This is a genomic window from Pseudomonas sp. Ant30-3 (assembly GCF_000690905.1).
GTDB lineage: Bacteria > Pseudomonadota > Gammaproteobacteria > Pseudomonadales > Pseudomonadaceae > Aquipseudomonas.
The window spans coordinates 24,258-39,449 of the sequence record NZ_JMCL01000040.1; the positions used below are offsets into that span (position 1 = coordinate 24,258).

The 15,192-nt window shown below is 60.2% G+C and carries 18 protein-coding genes; 7 read left to right on the forward strand and 11 right to left on the reverse strand.

The window, feature by feature from the left end:
* Window positions 1-8: 8 nt before the first annotated feature.
* Together DU29_RS0111245 and DU29_RS0111250 are read right to left on the reverse strand one after the other, a co-directional pair.
* The gene (locus DU29_RS0111245; RefSeq protein WP_028621794.1) at window positions 9-887 is read right to left on the reverse strand and encodes a DMT family transporter; all 879 of its coding nucleotides are present in this window, start codon (window positions 885-887) and stop codon (window positions 9-11) included.
* A 149-nt stretch (window positions 888-1,036) separates the two neighbouring features.
* Window positions 1,037-1,801, reverse strand: coding sequence for a helix-turn-helix transcriptional regulator (locus DU29_RS0111250; protein WP_028621795.1), 765 nt, complete (start codon window positions 1,799-1,801; stop codon window positions 1,037-1,039).
* Window positions 1,802-1,939: 138 nt separating this feature from the next.
* On the opposite strand from DU29_RS0111250, the gene DU29_RS0111255 reads away from it, so the two are divergent.
* Window positions 1,940-2,755 (forward strand): UDP-2,3-diacylglucosamine diphosphatase, encoded by an 816-nt coding sequence (locus tag DU29_RS0111255; protein WP_028621796.1) that lies wholly within the window; start codon window positions 1,940-1,942, stop codon window positions 2,753-2,755.
* 162 nt (window positions 2,756-2,917) lie between these two features.
* On the opposite strand, the gene DU29_RS0111260 is transcribed toward DU29_RS0111255, so the two are convergent.
* Both DU29_RS0111260 and DU29_RS0111265 read right to left on the reverse strand, forming a co-directional pair.
* Window positions 2,918-3,508 (reverse strand): HD domain-containing protein, encoded by a 591-nt coding sequence (locus DU29_RS0111260; RefSeq protein ID WP_028621797.1) that lies wholly within the window; start codon window positions 3,506-3,508, stop codon window positions 2,918-2,920.
* A 25-nt stretch (window positions 3,509-3,533) separates the two neighbouring features.
* A complete protein-coding gene (locus DU29_RS0111265; RefSeq protein WP_028621798.1) occupies window positions 3,534-3,845 on the reverse strand; it encodes a DUF962 domain-containing protein in 312 nt (103 codons plus the stop codon).
* 160 nt (window positions 3,846-4,005) lie between these two features.
* Here DU29_RS0111265 and DU29_RS0111270 point away from each other — a divergent pair, with 160 nt between their 5' ends.
* Entirely contained in the window at window positions 4,006-5,067 is a 1,062-nt protein-coding gene (locus DU29_RS0111270; RefSeq protein WP_081832471.1) for an AraC family transcriptional regulator, read from the forward strand.
* On the opposite strand, the gene DU29_RS0111275 is transcribed toward DU29_RS0111270, so the two are convergent.
* On the reverse strand, window positions 5,024-6,478 hold the full coding sequence (locus tag DU29_RS0111275) for a TrkH family potassium uptake protein (protein WP_028621800.1): 1,455 nt from the start codon (window positions 6,476-6,478) through the stop codon (window positions 5,024-5,026). The genes DU29_RS0111270 and DU29_RS0111275 overlap by 44 nt on opposite strands.
* Before the next feature lie 122 nt (window positions 6,479-6,600).
* Here DU29_RS0111275 and DU29_RS0111280 point away from each other — a divergent pair, with 122 nt between their 5' ends.
* A complete protein-coding gene (locus tag DU29_RS0111280) occupies window positions 6,601-7,167 on the forward strand; it encodes an NAD(P)H nitroreductase (RefSeq protein WP_028621801.1) in 567 nt (188 codons plus the stop codon).
* A 107-nt stretch (window positions 7,168-7,274) separates the two neighbouring features.
* Here the strand turns inward: DU29_RS0111280 and DU29_RS0111285 are convergent, their stop codons facing one another.
* From DU29_RS0111285 to DU29_RS0111310, 6 genes are all read right to left on the reverse strand, one after another.
* A complete protein-coding gene (locus DU29_RS0111285; protein ID WP_028621802.1) occupies window positions 7,275-8,618 on the reverse strand; it encodes a sensor histidine kinase in 1,344 nt (447 codons plus the stop codon).
* A 174-nt stretch (window positions 8,619-8,792) separates the two neighbouring features.
* Entirely contained in the window at window positions 8,793-9,230 is a 438-nt protein-coding gene (locus DU29_RS0111290) for a Spy/CpxP family protein refolding chaperone (protein WP_028621803.1), read from the reverse strand.
* A gap of 306 nt (window positions 9,231-9,536) precedes the next feature.
* A complete protein-coding gene (locus tag DU29_RS0111295; RefSeq protein ID WP_028621804.1) occupies window positions 9,537-10,214 on the reverse strand; it encodes a response regulator transcription factor in 678 nt (225 codons plus the stop codon).
* Between the two features lie 7 nt (window positions 10,215-10,221).
* Entirely contained in the window at window positions 10,222-10,635 is a 414-nt protein-coding gene (locus tag DU29_RS0111300; protein ID WP_028621805.1) for a translation initiation factor 2, read from the reverse strand.
* 108 nt (window positions 10,636-10,743) lie between these two features.
* On the reverse strand, window positions 10,744-11,043 hold the full coding sequence (locus DU29_RS0111305) for a YciI family protein (RefSeq protein ID WP_008156126.1): 300 nt from the start codon (window positions 11,041-11,043) through the stop codon (window positions 10,744-10,746).
* A gap of 1 nt (window position 11,044) precedes the next feature.
* Window positions 11,045-11,641 (reverse strand): septation protein A, encoded by a 597-nt coding sequence (locus tag DU29_RS0111310; protein WP_028621806.1) that lies wholly within the window; start codon window positions 11,639-11,641, stop codon window positions 11,045-11,047.
* 87 nt (window positions 11,642-11,728) lie between these two features.
* Here DU29_RS0111310 and DU29_RS0111315 point away from each other — a divergent pair, with 87 nt between their 5' ends.
* Genes DU29_RS0111315 through scpB form a run of 4 tightly spaced genes read left to right on the forward strand, consistent with a single transcriptional unit; the run spans window position 11,729 to window position 15,058 of the window.
* Window positions 11,729-12,592, forward strand: coding sequence for a PHP domain-containing protein (locus DU29_RS0111315; RefSeq protein WP_028621807.1), 864 nt, complete (start codon window positions 11,729-11,731; stop codon window positions 12,590-12,592).
* Window positions 12,593-12,605: 13 nt separating this feature from the next.
* Entirely contained in the window at window positions 12,606-13,235 is a 630-nt protein-coding gene (locus DU29_RS0111320; protein ID WP_028621808.1) for an L-threonylcarbamoyladenylate synthase, read from the forward strand.
* 60 nt (window positions 13,236-13,295) lie between these two features.
* Window positions 13,296-14,054 carry a segregation and condensation protein A gene (locus tag DU29_RS0111325; RefSeq protein ID WP_177326953.1) on the forward strand — a complete coding sequence of 253 codons (759 nt, stop codon included), beginning with the start codon at window positions 13,296-13,298 and terminating at the stop codon, window positions 14,052-14,054.
* Between the two features lie 11 nt (window positions 14,055-14,065).
* On the forward strand, window positions 14,066-15,058 hold the full coding sequence (gene scpB / locus DU29_RS0111330) for an SMC-Scp complex subunit ScpB (protein WP_028621810.1): 993 nt from the start codon (window positions 14,066-14,068) through the stop codon (window positions 15,056-15,058).
* Window positions 15,059-15,192 lie beyond the last annotated feature (134 nt).

Below are 15,192 nucleotides of genomic sequence, written 5' to 3' on the forward strand. Positions count from 1 at the left end.
GAGGCCGCCTAAGCCGTAACGGTTTTCCTGCTGGCGCTACCCGATAGTCGGCTCGACACCACGATCGCAACGATGATCAGCGCACCGCCGATCAACATGCGCACTGTTGGGGTCTCATCGAACAGCAGCCACGCCAGAGTGATGCCATAAACCGGCTCCATGGCGAACACCACGGCGGCGGTTCGCGCTTTGATCACGGCCAGGCTGGCGACGAACAGGCTATGCGCAACCCCGGTGCAGAACACGCCGAGCAGGCCGATCCATAGCCAGTCGACGGGGCGCACTTGCGCCAATTGCGGCACCGCCACCGGCAGCAGGCACAGTGCAACCACCACGTTCTGGCACAACGCAGCCTGCACCGGCGGAATTCGCCCCGAGCTGACGCGATTGGTCAGCGACAGCAACGCAAACAGCAGACCCGAACCCACCGCCCAGAGCAGCCCGGTGGTTGCGTCGCTGGCGAAATTGAAATCCGGAGTAACCAGCACCAGGCCAATGCTGACGAGCACCACCAGCAGAATCTCATTGGCGCGAATCCGCTCACGAAAGATCAGCCCTTCGAGTATCACGGTAAACGCCGGGAAACTGGCGAACCCCAGGGTCGCAATCGCTACGCCCGCGACTTTCACTGCGATGAAAAAACTTACCCAGTGTCCGGCCAGCAGTACACCGCTGAGCAGCAGTCGACGCCAATCCACAGCTTCAAGTTTGCGCCAAGGCGTCTGACTGGCGAATCTGGCGAAAACCGCCAGCGCCGAAACGGCAAACGCCGCACGGCCGAACACGATGACAGCGGGGGACGCGGCAGCCAGTTTGCCGAACACGCCGGTCAGGCCAAACATTAATGCGCCAATATGCAGGGCGCCGAGAGCGGTACGGGGAGTCATTGCGATCCTTAACAGTGTGCAGACAAAGCGTAGGAGCTGGCGCAGCCTGCGATCTTTTGATGTTGATGTTCAACAGAAGAATCAAAAGATCGCAGGCTTCGCCAGCGCCTACATTTAATCGCGTGCGCCTCGACAAGTCTGTCGGGCTACTACTGTCTTTTGTCGCCAGCCTCGCGTCGCAACTTCTTGGGCGGAACACCAAATGCACGCAATACCGCTGCAGCAAAGGCACTTTGCGAGCTGTAACCTACCCGACTGGCGATCTCGCCAATCGGCAGCGCCGAGCCCCGCAAAAGGTTCACGGCGATGTGCAGACGGCGGCTGCGAATGTAGTCCATCGGCGTCTGCCCGCATTCCGCAACAAAACGAGCGTGCAGACGCGCACTCGACAACCCGGCGATACGCGCCAGGTCGGCGACCTGCAGCGGATAGGCCGCATGTTGATCAATGTGCCTGTTCAGCGCGGCATAGGGCAAACGGCGGCCACCCACGGTTTCGGGCCGGGCGTTGTTCAGGCTGGCCAGCAGCAACACCGCGCCTTGTTGCGCGATCAGCGGATCGCTGACCTGACTGCCTGCCAACCAGTGGACCAGCTGGCTTTGCCCAGCGTCCAGCGACAGCCGCCCGGCGTTGTCGAGCAAGCGGCGGCTGGCGTCGGCGTGATCGCCCAGAGACTGTGAAAGCCACTGGTCGCCGGGCACGTCCAGCACCAGGCAACGACTGCCATTTCTGCTGCCACAGGCGTGATGGAAACCGGACGGCACCACCACAAAACTTTGTTGCACCACCCGACTGCCGCGGCCGTCGACTTCGAAATCCAGTGCTCCTGAAAGCCCGAACACCAACTGCGCATGGTCATGGCTGTGGACGATCAGGTCGTGTGTGTAATGGCGGAGCGTGAGGATCGGTCTCATCGCAGGTCTCTCAGTAACAGTCGCCGCCAGTCTACACCGAGGGCACACGTGGGCGCTGTCACACGCCTGACTTATGCCTGTCATGGGTGATTAATCACAGCGGCGCAAGCTTGGCCAAACCATCGTAGAGGTTCGCCCATGACCAGCGCCGAGCTCGCCAACCCCAGTCGTAAGCAACGAGTGCGTACCCTGTGGATTTCCGATGTGCACCTGGGCACGCGCGATTGCCAGGCCGAACACTTGTCGGCCTTCCTCAAGGGCCATCACGCCGACACGATCTACCTGGTCGGCGACATCATCGATGGCTGGAAACTGCGCGGCGGCATGTACTGGCCGCAGGCACACACCAACGTGATCCGTCGTCTGTTAACCATGAGCAAGCGCGGCACCAAAGTGATTTATGTCACCGGCAATCACGATGAGTTTCTGCGGCGTTATTCAAAACTGGTCCTGGGCAACATCCAGTTGGTTGACGAAGCCATACACGTGACCGCAGACGGCCGCCACCTGTTGGTGATTCACGGCGATCAATTCGATGTCATCACACGCTATCACCGCTGGTTGGCATTCCTGGGTGATTCGGCTTACGAGTTCACCTTGACGCTCAACCGCTGGCTCAATCATTGGCGCGCCCGTTACGGTTATGGCTATTGGTCGCTGTCGGCGTACCTCAAGCACAAAGTGAAAACCGCGGTCAGTTTCATCAGCGATTTCGAAGAAGCCATCGCCCATGAATGCGTCAAGCGTGAATTGCACGGCGTGGTGTGCGGGCACATTCACCACGCCGAAATTCGCAAGGTCGGAGGGGTGGACTACCTTAATTGCGGGGATTGGGTGGAGTCGTGCACGGCACTGATCGAGCATTGGGACGGATCAATCGAGCTTTATCGCCTGGCGGACGCGCAGGCCCGGGAGGCTGGGCTGCGGGCGATCAAGGTTGCTGAGCCGGCTTGAAAAACAAGCTGCCTCATCCGGCCCTTTCGCGAGCAGGCTCGCTCCCACAATTCAGCTGCGTATACGGTTCAAATGTGGGAGCGAGCCTGCTCGCGATGGGGCGCGCTTCAATGTGGGAGCGAGCCTGCTCGCGAAAGGGCCAGAGCAAACACCGCAAACAACTCAGGCAGTCGAACGCTCCTCCATCGCCGCCTTGTAAATCGAGTTCTTCGGCTGCGCAAACAACCGCGCCAGCATCGGTTCAAAGAAGCTCAGCGGCAGCGTCTCATAAGCAGGATCAAACGCTGCCGCATCGTATTTGGCGCAGAATTCGATGGTCGCCTGATACTGCGGATGCCCGCTGAATTGCTCGCGCAAATGCCGATCCATGCCCAGGTGATGGAAGAAATAGTAACCTTGGAAAATCCCGTGCTTCTCGACCATCCACAGATTCTCGGCACTGACAAACGGCTTGAGGATCGCTGCCGCAATGTCCGGGTGATTGTAGGAACCGAGCGTGTCGCCGATGTCATGCAGCAGCGCGCAGACGACGTATTCCTCATCGCGACCGTCGCGCCAGGCGCGGCTGGCGGTTTGCAGGGAATGGGTCAGGCGATCCACCGGGAAGCCGCCAAAGTCGCCTTCCAGCAATTTCAGGTGCGCCACGATCCGGGTCGGCAATTGGCGGGCATAGGCGCTGAAATCCGCGGCGATGATCGCCCAGTCTTCCTGTGTGCCGTCCTGCATGTGGGTGAAACGAGCGTTGGCATTCATCGGCTGTCCTCTTTGATGCTGTGCGCTAGAACGGCACGCGCCGCAGAAGCATGTCGCGGTACATGGCGAAATCGCCAAGCAGGCTGTAAAGCGGGTGCTGAAAGGTCGCAGGACGATTTTTTTCGAAAAAGAAATGCCCGATCCAGGCAAAGCTGTAACCGGCCAGCGGCAACGCCAAAAGCATCAACCAGGCGCCTTTGCTGATCGTGATGGCGAGAATCAAAATCACCAGCGTGGTGCCGATGAAGTGCAGTCGTCGGCAAGTACTGTCACTGTGCTCACTGAGGTAATACGGGTAGAACTCAGCGAAGCTGTTGAAACGTTTGATGTTTTCCACGACTGCGATCTCTGTGGTGTTGATCCGGCTGCAAGTTGTTCTGCGGGTACCTTATTTGAGTCTAGAGTCATCATTGGCATCAGCCAGTGACAATGGGCGCCACTTTAGTATCCTTCGCAAATTCTCCGCGATATGCGGCTCACCCTTGCAAGTAACCGCCATGAGTGAACGAACGACTTCTTCGAGTTGGGCGATGGGAATTGTCAAAGCACTGGAGATGGACGGCCTGGATTGCCGGGTTCTGTTCAAGCAACTGGGGCTCGACTTCGCGGCGCTGAATGATCCGGATGCGCGCTTCCCGCAAGATTCCATGACACGGCTGTGGCAGCGTGCGGTCGAGCTGTCCGGCAACCCCGCGATCGGCCTGAACATGGGCAAAGTGGCGCGACCGGCGTCGTTTCACGTGGCCGGTTATGCGTTGATGTCCAGTCAGACACTGGTTGAAGGTTTTCAACGTCTGGTGCGTTATCAGCGCATCATTGCCGAAAGCGCCGACCTGAGTTTCCGCCTGCTCGACGAAGGCTACGGACTGATTCTGACGGTGCATGGCGATCATTTGCCACCAACCCGGCAAAGCGCCGAGGCGTCACTGGCCTGCGCGCTGGCGCTGTGTGGCTGGTTGACCGGGCGGACCCTGCAGCCGCGCAAGGTTCTGCTGCAAGGCGACCAACCCGTCAACCTCGAACCGTATAATCAAACTTTCCACGCCCCCATGGTCTTCAACGCGCCGTATGACGCGCTGATTTTCGAGCGCGCCGACATGGAAGCGCCGCTGCCCACGGCAAACGAGGCCATGGCGCTGCTGCATGATCGATTTGCCGGTGAGTACCTGGCGCGCTTTTCCGAGAGTCGCGTGACGCACAAGGCGCGGCAGGTGTTATGCCGCCTGTTGCCTCAGGGCGAACCCAAGCGCGATACGGTGGCCCAGACGCTGCACCTGTCGCAACGGACGTTGCAGCGGCGTTTGCAGGAGGAGGGTACGAGTTTTCAGACGTTGCTGGATGACACCCGGCGCGAACTGGCCGAGCAGTATCTGGCGCAACCGAGGATGACTCTGCTGGAAATTGCCTACTTGCTGGGGTTCGCCGACCCGAGCAATTTCTTCCGCGCCTTCCGCCGCTGGTTCGACGCCACGCCCGGCGAATACCGGACGCGACTGGCGCAGATGGAGAAACCGGTCAGTGACGCCAAAACGCAGGAATACACAGCACAAACACGGTGATGATTTCCAGTCGACCCAACAGCATGCCGAACGAGAGGATCCACTTGGCGGCGTCCGGCAAGGTGGCGAAGTTACCAGCGGGGCCGATGACTTCGCCCAGCCCCGGACCGACACCGGAAACGGTACTGGCCGCACCGGTCAGAGCCGTCATCCAGTCGACACCCAGCAGTGACAACAACAGCGCGATCACACAGATGGTGATCGCGAAGAAAAACGAGAAGGTCAGAATCGAACGCACGATCTCTTCGTCGAGGCGGTGGCCGTTGTACTTCTGCTTGATCACCGCGCGTGGGTGGATCAACTGGTTAAGGTTGGCCTTGAGCAGGATGTAGGCCACCTGGAAGCGGAAAATCTTGATCCCGCCGGCGGTCGATCCTGAACAGCCACCAATGAAACCCAAATAGAAGAACAGCATCAGCGAGAAATTGCCCCACAGGCTGTAGTCCCCGAGCGCAAAACCTGTGGTCGTGACAATCGAGGTAACGTTCAGCGCCACATGGCGCAACGCGTCCAGCCAATGCAACTGAGTCGTCCACCAATACCAGGTGCTGAGCACCAGCCAGGTCAGCAGCAACAGCCCAAGCAAACCCTGCACCTGCTGATCCTTGATCAATGCCCGGCGATTGCCGCGCAAGGTCGCCACGTACAAGGTGAACGGCAGGCTACCGAGAATCATGACGACCACGGCCACCCAGTGCACCGCTGGCTGCGACCAGTTGGCCAGGGACTTGTCGGAGGTGGAGAAACCGCCGGTGGAGATCGCCGACATCGCGTGGTTGATCGCATCGAACAGGCTCATGCCCGCCCACCAGAACGCCAGGCTGCCGAGAATGGTGATGCCGACGTACGCCGCCACGATCAACCGCGCCACCATGTGCGAACGGGGCATGACTTTTTCGGAGCGGTCCGAGGACTCGGTCTGGAACAGGCGCATGCCACCAATACGCAGCAGCGGCAAAATCGCGACCGCCATGCCGATGAACCCGATGCCGCCGATCCAGTGCAGCATCGAACGCCACATCAGGATGCCGGGCGACATCTTGTCCAGATTATTGAGCACCGTCGCACCGGTTGCGGTGATGCCGGACATGCTTTCGAAAAACGAGTCGGTGTAACTGATGTGCTGAGTCAACAAAAACGGCAGCGCGGCGAAGATGCACACCACCAGCCAGCTGCTGACAGTGAGCAGGTACATGTCGCGCGGGCGCAGGTGGACGTGCTCGGGGCGCCCGGGAATCACCAGCGCGAGGCCGGCGACGAAGGTGATCATGCTCGCCCAGAGGAACGAGGGCAGATCGCCGGTGCGCTCGAAAATCACCAGAGTGGCCATGGGCACGACCATGGCGATCGCCAAGGTGATCAGGAAGATGCCGATGATGAAACCAATTGTCCGTAAGGTCGGCAACGCCATGAAGTCCGCTCGGGCAGTGATTAAGGAAGGGCGCCATTCTACCCGTGGAGCGGGGCATGTAAACCGGCAGGCCGGTGATGGATACCGCTAGAATAGCCGGACATTTTTTCTGGAGGTGGCCGATGCAGGCTCTCGACGCTTTGCTCAACCGTGTTTCCGTTCCCCGACTGCTCGATCCGGCGCCCACCGCTGAGCAGCGCGAACTGTTGTTTGGCGCCGCGATGCGCGCGCCAGACCATGGCCATTTGCAGCCGTGGCGCTTCCTGACCGTCGAAGGCGCAGCGCGCGAGCAAATGGGCGAGTTGCTGGCCGAAGCCGCGAAACTGCAGGATGGCGATGTGTCCGCGGCCGCAGTGGACAAGGCGCGCAACGGGCCACTGCGGGCGCCGTTGGTGGTCGTGGTGGTCGCGCGCTTGCAGGATCACGTCAAATACCCCAAGTCCGAGCAGTTGCTGGCGGCGGGCTGTGCAGCGCACGGGATTTTACTGGCGGCCTACGCGCAAGGGATTGGTGCAGTGTGGCGCACGGGGGAGTTGGCCTATTCGCCGCACGTGGCCCAAGGCTTGGGCTTGGCGGCAGGGGAGGAGGTGATCGGGTTTCTTTATCTGGGTACGCCGCAGAAGGAGCCGCGGGTGGCGGAGAAGGTTGATCTGAGCGGGTTCGTCAGCGCCTGGGCCGGAAAGGCCTGACGACAGCGATCTAATGTGGAAGCGGGCTTGCTCGCGAAACGGTTTGTCATTCACCAAGCGGGGTGACTGATACGACGCCTTCGCAAGCAGGCCCGCTCCTACAGGGATTACGGTTGAACCACCACCCCCGGCACCAACGGCAATTCCAGACTGGCCACAAACCCGCCCTCCGGGTGATTGGCCAGCACCAGACTGCCGCCATGTCGCTCCGCCGCGCGCCGTGCGATTGCCAATCCCAAGCCATGCCCCGCAGCCGTCTGCCCCGGTGCGCGGTAAAACGGCTCACCCAGCTGACTTAAATGCTCGGCCTCAACACCCGGCCCGTGATCGCGAACACTGATGACAATCCGCTCACCCTGCCGCAACGCCAGCATCTCGATGGGTAATCCACCGGGCTGATTGAACCGCTGGGCATTGCGCAGCAAATTGTCCACGGCGCGCTCGATCATCGTCGGCCAGCCCTTGAGACTCAATTGCGGTTCGGCTTCCAGATGAACGCTTTGCTCGGGCGATCCCAATTGAGCATCTTTTTGCAGCGTGTTCAGCAGTGCATTCAGGTCGACATCTTCGGCACTGGCGTTGTCGGCGTCTACGCGCGCCAGCACCAGAATCTCGCTGATTAGCGCTTCCAGACGGTCGCACTCCCGGGTCAGGCGCGGCCAGAGTTTCTCCCTCTCTTCGGGATTGGCGCGCTCGGCCAGTGCCAAGGCGATGCGCAATCGAGCCAGGGGCGAACGCAATTCGTGAGATACATCACGCAACAGCTGTCGCTGGCTGCCGATCAGGCTTTGCAGGCGAGCGCCCATGCGGTTGAAATCGTTGGCCAGTACGCCAAATTCATCGCGCCGGTTGGCCAGTTTCACCAGGCTATTCTGCTGATAAGTGGTCTGCCCCAGATCATGCACGGCACCGCGCAGGCGACTCAACGGCCGGGTGATCGACAAGGTGACGAATAGACTGAACAAGGTCAGCACCACCAGCGCAATCCCCAGGGCACTCAGGGGCCAGAGCAGACTTTCGCGGTGCCACGAATCCAGTTCCGGATGCGGGATGCGGTAAATCAGCAGGTAGGTGTCGCCGGTTTTCGCGCTGGTGTATTCGTCCGTCAAACGCCGCCACGGCAGGCGACGATCGTCGTTATTCTGGCGGGCTTCAAAGGCGGCGGCGCGACGTGGAAAAGTGCCGCGCACCACCGGGTCACCGCTTTCGTTGAGCACCTGAACGTCAATGTGGTACTGACGTTTGCGCTGTTTGAGAATGTCTTGCGCCGCCTCTTCACCCTGAGCTTCGAAAGTTTGCGTCCACTGTTCGGCCAGCGTATTGAGCCCCGGATGGCGGCTGAGAATCCACGCATCCTGGTTGAGCATGTGCCCCAACAGAATGGAAAGACCCGCTACCAGCGTGATGGCCAGCCAGAAGCTGGCCAGAATCCGCCAGAACAATGAGCGCACAGAAAATCCTCAAACAAATGTCGGTCAATGTGGGAGCGAGCCTGCTCGCGATAGCCGTGTGCCAGTCAACATTGCGTGATCTGATACACCGCTATCGCGAGCAGGCTCGCTCCCACATGGAACCGCATGGAAACAGGCCCGACGGGGTCAGCCATCGGGCCTAGGGTCAGCGCATTATTGCGCTTTTTGCGGTTGTTGCGCTTTCCAGGCTTTGAACTCTGCCCATTCGGCGCGACGTTCAGCTTTCTTCTTCTGCATGTCATCGAATTGCTTCTGTTGATCCGGTTTCAGCAGGGCGCGTACGTCAGATTCAGCTTTTTTGCGGTTGGCAGCCATTTCGTCTTTCATGGCTTTCTGGTCGGCTGGCGACAGCTTCTCCAGGTATTTGTCGACCACTTGCTTACGCTCGTGCATCTGCTCGCCCATGATCTTGCGAATCTGCTCGCGCTGTTCGCGGCTCAGGTCCAGTTGGCTGTACGGGCCCTTGCCGTGCATGCCGTGCATCTGACCACCGTGACGCGGGCCGTCCATCGGGCCGCCACCTTCAGGCATGGCCATGGCAACGGTTGGCAGAGCGGCAGCGAACATCAGAGCGATAAGAGTCTTGCGCATGGTGTATCTCCTTGTCTCGTTCCCGGTACGTTCCGGATGAGTTCAGATTACGCAGATCAAGGTCAGCGGCGGTCAGGGAAGCGTAAAGCTTCGGTAAAGAGGATTTTGTACCCGCCTGACAAACCCAGCGATTCACCGCGCCCCCTGTAGCAGCTGTCGAGCCCGCGAGGCTGCGTCCGGCGGCGCAGCCGTCGTCAATTCAGTCGATGGGATTTTTCAGGTAAACCGCGTTGTCAGGTTTTGCGACGGCTATGCCGCCGGACGCAGGCTCGCAGGCTCGGCAGCTGATACAAAGTCGCGGTGCTTTTACAGGCTGTAGTAATAACCGCGGCTGCGCAGCGCCACGATGCGGGGGCGGCCGTCGGGGTGCGGGCCGATTTTTTTGCGCAGGTTGCTGACGTGCATGTCCAGGCTGCGGTCATATAGGGTCAGCTTGCGGCCGAGGGCGATTTGAGCCAGTTCCTGCTTGTCCAGCGGCTCGCCGGGTTGTTTGAGCAGGGCTTCGAGCAGGCGACTTTCGGAGACAGTGAGGGTGAATTCCTGATCGTCGATGCTGACCACCCCGCGCATCGGGCTGAAACACAGGTCGCCCAGTTCGAGCTGGCTGGACACGGCCGCCGGATGGCTACGGCGCAGCACCGCGCGCAAGCGGGCGGTCAGTTCCCGTGGGTCACAGGGTTTGGCCAGGTAATCATCGGCGCCCAGCTCCAGGCCGAGGATACGGTCCAGCGGTTCGCCGCGAGCCGAGAGCATCAGCACCGGCAAGTCCGGGTGATCGCTGCGCAATTGCTTGAGCAATTCCAGGCCACTGCCGTCCGGCAGCATCACGTCCAGCACCACCGCTGCCGGCGACGTTTCGGCCAGCGCACGACGGGCACTCTGGCCGTCGTGACAGGCACGCACCTGAAAGCCTTCCTGGCTCAGCCAGCTGACCAGCAGCTCACACAGCTCCTGATCATCATCAATTAATAACAGCTCGCTCATGACTCACTCAATTTAGCCATTGTCGACGTTTTCTATACGCACCGCTGGCGAAGATACCGCAGAGCAGAGCCAATAGCGCTACTCCTGCGCCGACCACGAACCATTGCTGTTGATCCGTCAGAAAGCGCCGCAACGGGCTGCCTGACTCGTTTTCCTTGAGCTGCTGCTTCAGGCGCTGATTGTCCTGACGCAACCGGCTCAGTTGCACGCTCTCACGTTCGGCATGGGTGCTTTGCAGTTGCTTGCTCAGTTCTTCCCTTTGCTGCTCGCTCACTTTCAAGCGCTGCTGCAATTCGGCGATCTGACTAGCAGCGCTCAACGACAGCGGAGTCGCCTGACTGCCCTCGGCAGATTCTTCCCCGTGGGCGGGTGCCCCGATCGCTAACGTCACCAACATCAGACACAACGGACCTTTGCGCATAGGAGCTCCTGATTCCAATTATTATTGGGCAGGCTATCGGCAGGTAAACGGGAATAATGAGCGATTGATAGCGCGATGAACCGGGAAGGTTCATCGCGACACATGAGACTAGGGCAGGACTTGCTTGAATGGCTTGACCGACACATTGGCGTAGACGCCGGCCGCAATGTACGGATCGGCGTCGGCCCAGGCCTGTGCGGCGCTCAGGGAATCAAATTCGGCAACGATCAGGCTGCCGGTGAAACCCGCAGCGCCGGGATCATTGCTGTCGACCGCCGGGTGCGGGCCGGCCAGAACGATGCGGCCTTCGCCTTTGAGCACTTGCAGGCGCTCAAGGTGGGCAGGCCGTGCGGCCAGGCGGGCTTCCAGGGAGTTAGCGACGTCTGTGGCAATGATTGCGTAAAGCATGTCAGTCCTCGGTTTTGGGCGTTGTGGTATCAGCGTCGTGCATATGACGGGACAGGTAGATGCCCTGTGCGATCAGGAACAGCAACGTCAGGCCCAGGCTGCCGAAGACTTTGAAGTCGACCCAGTATTCCTGGAACGTGAACGCGACGAACAGGTTGGCGGCACCGCAAAACAGGAAAAATGCGATCCAGGCAATGTTCAGGCGGGTCCAGACCGGGTCTGGCAACGTCAGCGCATGGCCCATGATGCGTTTGATCAGCAACTGCTCACCAATGAAGTGACTGCCGAGGAATGCCAGGGCAAACAGCCAATTGACCACCGGCGCTTTCCATTTCAGGAAAGTCTCGCTGTGGAACGCCAGGGTCAGGCTGCCGAAGACCAGACAGGCAATCAGCGTCAGCCATTGGCTCTTTTCCAGTTTGCGCTGCTTGAAGTAGAGCGCGCCGTAGACGACCAGGGAACTGATGATCAGCATCGCCGTGGCGCTGTAGATACCGCCCACAGTCACCTGATGGCCGGCAATATCGACAACCCGTGGGTCAATTTTGAAAACGATGAAAAACAGCAGGAGCGGGATGAAATCGATGAATTGTTTCACAGTGGCAGCCAGAAGCAGGATGTGGCGGCATAATAACAAACATATGGGCGCGCGATAGCGCCAGCTGATTTGAGGTTACACATCCCTGTGAATGTTGATTTGCACTGCCACAGCACAGCCTCCGATGGCGCCCTCGCGCCTGCGGTCCTGGTTGCGCGAGCGTTCGAGAAAGGCGTGCGAGTCCTGGCCTTGACCGATCACGACACCCTCGAAGGCCTCGAAGAGGCGCGTAGCGCAGCGACGGCGCTGGGGATGCAACTGGTCAACGGTGTCGAATTGTCCTGCACGTGGGGCGGTGCGACCATTCATGTACTGGGTTACGGTTTCGATGTGACGGCGCCGTCGCTGGTCGAGGCCATTGCCCGACTGCACGATGGCCGCTGGCTGCGGTCCGAGGAAATAAGCCGCAAACTGGCGTTGAAAGGCATGCCGGGTGCGCTCGAAGGCGCTCGGGCGATCCAGCAGGAACTCGGCGACAGTGGCAACGCGCCGGCCCGTCCGCATTTCGCCGACTGGATGGTCCGTGAAGGTTTCGTCAAGGATCGCGCCGAAGCGTTTCGCAAATGGCTGGGGGCCGGCAAGCTGGGCGACGTCAAGCAACACTGGCCGACCCTCGAAGAAACCGTCGAAACCCTGCGTGCGGCGAACGCCTGGGTCAGCCTGGCGCATCCCTGGCATTACGATTTCACGCGCAGTAAACGCCGGCGCCTGATTGCCGACTATATTCAAGCAGGGGGCCACGCCATCGAAGTGGTCAACGGTCATCAGCCCGCCGAACAAGTGGGCAGCCTGGCCATTCTCGCCCGTGAGTTCGGTCTGCTGGTCAGCGCCGGCAGTGATTTTCATGGCCCTGGAGGCTGGTCCGAGATCGGTGAATATCGCCCGCTCCCGGAGGACCTGCCGCCGCTGTGGTGTCGGTTCAAACATGACCCAATTATTGCCGCCGTCTGAACAGGTAGAGAACGTGAGTCAATTTTTCCAGATTCATCCGGAAAACCCGCAAGCGCGCCTGATCAAACAGGCTGTTGAAATCATCCGCAGCGGCGGGGTGGTGATTTATCCCACTGACTCGTCCTACGCCATTGGTTGCCAGATCGGCGACAAGAATGCCGTGGAACGCGTGCGCCGCTTGCGTCAACTGGATGACAAGCACAACTTCGCACTGATCTGCAGCGACCTGTCGCAACTGGGCATCTTTGCCAAGATCGACACTGGCACCTTTCGCATTCTCAAGGCGCACCTGCCTGGGCCTTACACTTTCATTCTCAACGCCACCCGCGAAGTGCCAAGACTGTTGCTGCATCCGAAAAAACGCACCATCGGCCTGCGCGTGCCGAGCCATCCGATTGCTCTGGCGCTGCTTGCAGAGCTGGGCGAACCGTTGATGAGCGTGACGCTGATCATGCCTGGCGACACGGATCCGCTGACCGACCCCTACGAAATGCGGCAATTGCTCGAGCATCAGGTTGACCTGATCATCGACGGCGGCTACGGCGGGATCAAGGCGTCGACGGTGATCAGCCTCGCCGACGGTGAACCGGAAGTGATCCGCGTCGGTTGCGGCGACCCTGCGCCGTTCATGGCCGAGGCCTAGATGTCTGCAGTGGAACCCGTCGACAGCCAGGCCGGCGCCCAGCAGGAATTGCCGTTTGCCATGGTCTATGGCCAGGCGGTGCTGGAAATGCCGTTGGACCTGTACATTCCGCCCGACGCGCTCGAAGTGTTTCTCGAAGCTTTCGAAGGCCCGCTCGATCTGCTGCTGTACCTGATTCGCAAACAGAACATCAACATCCTCGACATCCCGGTGGCGGAAATCACCCGCCAATACATGGGTTACGTCGAGTTGATGCAGTCGGTGCGCCTGGAGCTGGCCGCCGAATATTTGGTGATGGCGGCGATGCTGGCCGAGATCAAATCGCGGATGCTGCTGCCGCGCGCCGAAACCATCGAAGATGAAGAAGACGATCCGCGTGCCGAGCTGATCCGGCGTCTGCAGGAGTACGAACGCTTCAAGGCCGCTGCCGAGGGCATTGATGGCCTCAGCCGGGTCGGCCGCGATGTCGTGGTGCCCAAGCTCGATGCCCCGGAAGCGCGGGCGCGCAAGCTGTTGCCGGACGTCAGCCTCGAAGAGCTGCTGATGTCCATGGCCGAAGTCCTGCGCCGCGGCGATATGTTCGAAAGCCACCAGGTCAGCCGCGAGGCGCTGTCCACGCGCGAACGCATGAGCGATGTGCTGGAGAGGCTCAAGGGCGGCGGATTTGTGCCGTTCGTCGAGCTGTTTACCGCGCAAGAAGGGCGCTTGGGCGTTGTCGTGACCTTTATGGCAGTCCTCGAACTGGTCAAGGAATCCTTGGTCGAGCTGGTGCAGAATGAGCCCTTCGCGGCGATCCATGTCCGAGCCCGAGCCGAATAACGAGTCGAATCATGAACCTGACTGAACCCCGCGAGCTGGCGCCACTGCTTGAAGCCTTTCTGTTGGCCTCGGGAAAACCGCAATCGCTTGAGCGCCTGTTCGAACTGTTCGAGGAGGGTGAGCGCCCGGAGCCGCCGGTTTTCAAAAAAGCGCTGACGCTGTTGGCGAAATCCTGCGATGGTCGCGCCTTTGAGCTGAAGGAAGTCGCCTCGGGGTATCGTCTGCAGATCCGCGAGAAGTTCTCGCCCTGGGTCGGCCGTCTATGGGAAGAACGCCCGCAGCGCTATTCCCGCGCCATGCTCGAAACCATGGCGTTGATCGCCTATCGCCAGCCGATCACCCGGGGCGAAATCGAAGACGTGCGTGGTGTGGCGGTCAACAGCCACATCGTCAAAACGCTCATGGAGCGCGAGTGGATTCGCATCGTCGGTTACCGCGATGTGCCCGGCAAACCGGCGATGTTCGCGACGACCAAGGTCTTTCTCGATCACTTCAACCTGAAGAACCTCGACGACCTGCCGCCACTGGCCGACCTGCGCGAGCTGGAGCCCGACCCCGTTCTTGACTTCGACGACGCGCCGGTGCCGGCAAGCCTGCAGGCATTGGCCGACGCCAGTGCCGAGCCGGAAGAGCCGAAGGAAGAAACCAGTTTCCACACGTTGTTGCTTGAGCTGGACACGATGGAGGAGGGGATCAAGACGGACTTTGATGATTTGTTGCGTGATGGCGTGGAAAGTTCAACCGAAGCGATCGTGGATCAGCCTGAGACCGAGCCAGCCCCGGAGCCTGTGATTGAAGTTAAACTTCAGCTCAAGCCAGACGCCCCAATCGAAGAAGCGCAGGAAGAGGATGTGCTGGGCGTTGCCGAAGCCCGCGAGAAACTTCTGGCCGCCGTCGCCGCGCTTCAACCGTCCGCACCCGAGCCGGAGTTGACCGACGAGGAAGCCGAGGCCCGGGCTCTAGCTGAAGCCATCGAAGCCGAACGCCGCGAATTCGACGACTGACCCCATTTTATCGGCATTGGAGTTCCACTGTGGGGGTGAGCCTGCTCGCGATAGCGCTCTTTCAGATACTTCAATTTGAATGTGCTGGCCTCATCGCGAGCAGGCTCGCTCCTACAGTGGTTTTGTGTTGACTG

What these genes read in the sequence shown, in the direction of transcription:
- DU29_RS0111245 (WP_028621794.1), bottom strand. Translation starts at nt 887, where the DNA reads ATGACTCCCCGTACCGCTCTCGGCGCCCTGCATATTGGCGCATTAATG.
- DU29_RS0111250 (WP_028621795.1), bottom strand. Translation starts at nt 1,801, where the DNA reads ATGAGACCGATCCTCACGCTCCGCCATTACACACACGACCTGATCGTC.
- DU29_RS0111255 (WP_028621796.1), top strand. Translation starts at nt 1,940, where the DNA reads ATGACCAGCGCCGAGCTCGCCAACCCCAGTCGTAAGCAACGAGTGCGT.
- DU29_RS0111260 (WP_028621797.1), bottom strand. Translation starts at nt 3,508, where the DNA reads ATGAATGCCAACGCTCGTTTCACCCACATGCAGGACGGCACACAGGAA.
- DU29_RS0111270 (WP_081832471.1), top strand. Translation starts at nt 4,006, where the DNA reads ATGAGTGAACGAACGACTTCTTCGAGTTGGGCGATGGGAATTGTCAAA.
- DU29_RS0111275 (WP_028621800.1), bottom strand. Translation starts at nt 6,478, where the DNA reads ATGGCGTTGCCGACCTTACGGACAATTGGTTTCATCATCGGCATCTTC.
- DU29_RS0111280 (WP_028621801.1), top strand. Translation starts at nt 6,601, where the DNA reads ATGCAGGCTCTCGACGCTTTGCTCAACCGTGTTTCCGTTCCCCGACTG.
- DU29_RS0111290 (WP_028621803.1), bottom strand. Translation starts at nt 9,230, where the DNA reads ATGCGCAAGACTCTTATCGCTCTGATGTTCGCTGCCGCTCTGCCAACC.
- DU29_RS0111295 (WP_028621804.1), bottom strand. Translation starts at nt 10,214, where the DNA reads ATGAGCGAGCTGTTATTAATTGATGATGATCAGGAGCTGTGTGAGCTG.
- DU29_RS0111300 (WP_028621805.1), bottom strand. Translation starts at nt 10,635, where the DNA reads ATGCGCAAAGGTCCGTTGTGTCTGATGTTGGTGACGTTAGCGATCGGG.
- DU29_RS0111305 (WP_008156126.1), bottom strand. Translation starts at nt 11,043, where the DNA reads ATGCTTTACGCAATCATTGCCACAGACGTCGCTAACTCCCTGGAAGCC.
- DU29_RS0111325 (WP_177326953.1), top strand. Translation starts at nt 13,296, where the DNA reads ATGGTCTATGGCCAGGCGGTGCTGGAAATGCCGTTGGACCTGTACATT.
- scpB (WP_028621810.1), top strand. Translation starts at nt 14,066, where the DNA reads ATGAACCTGACTGAACCCCGCGAGCTGGCGCCACTGCTTGAAGCCTTT.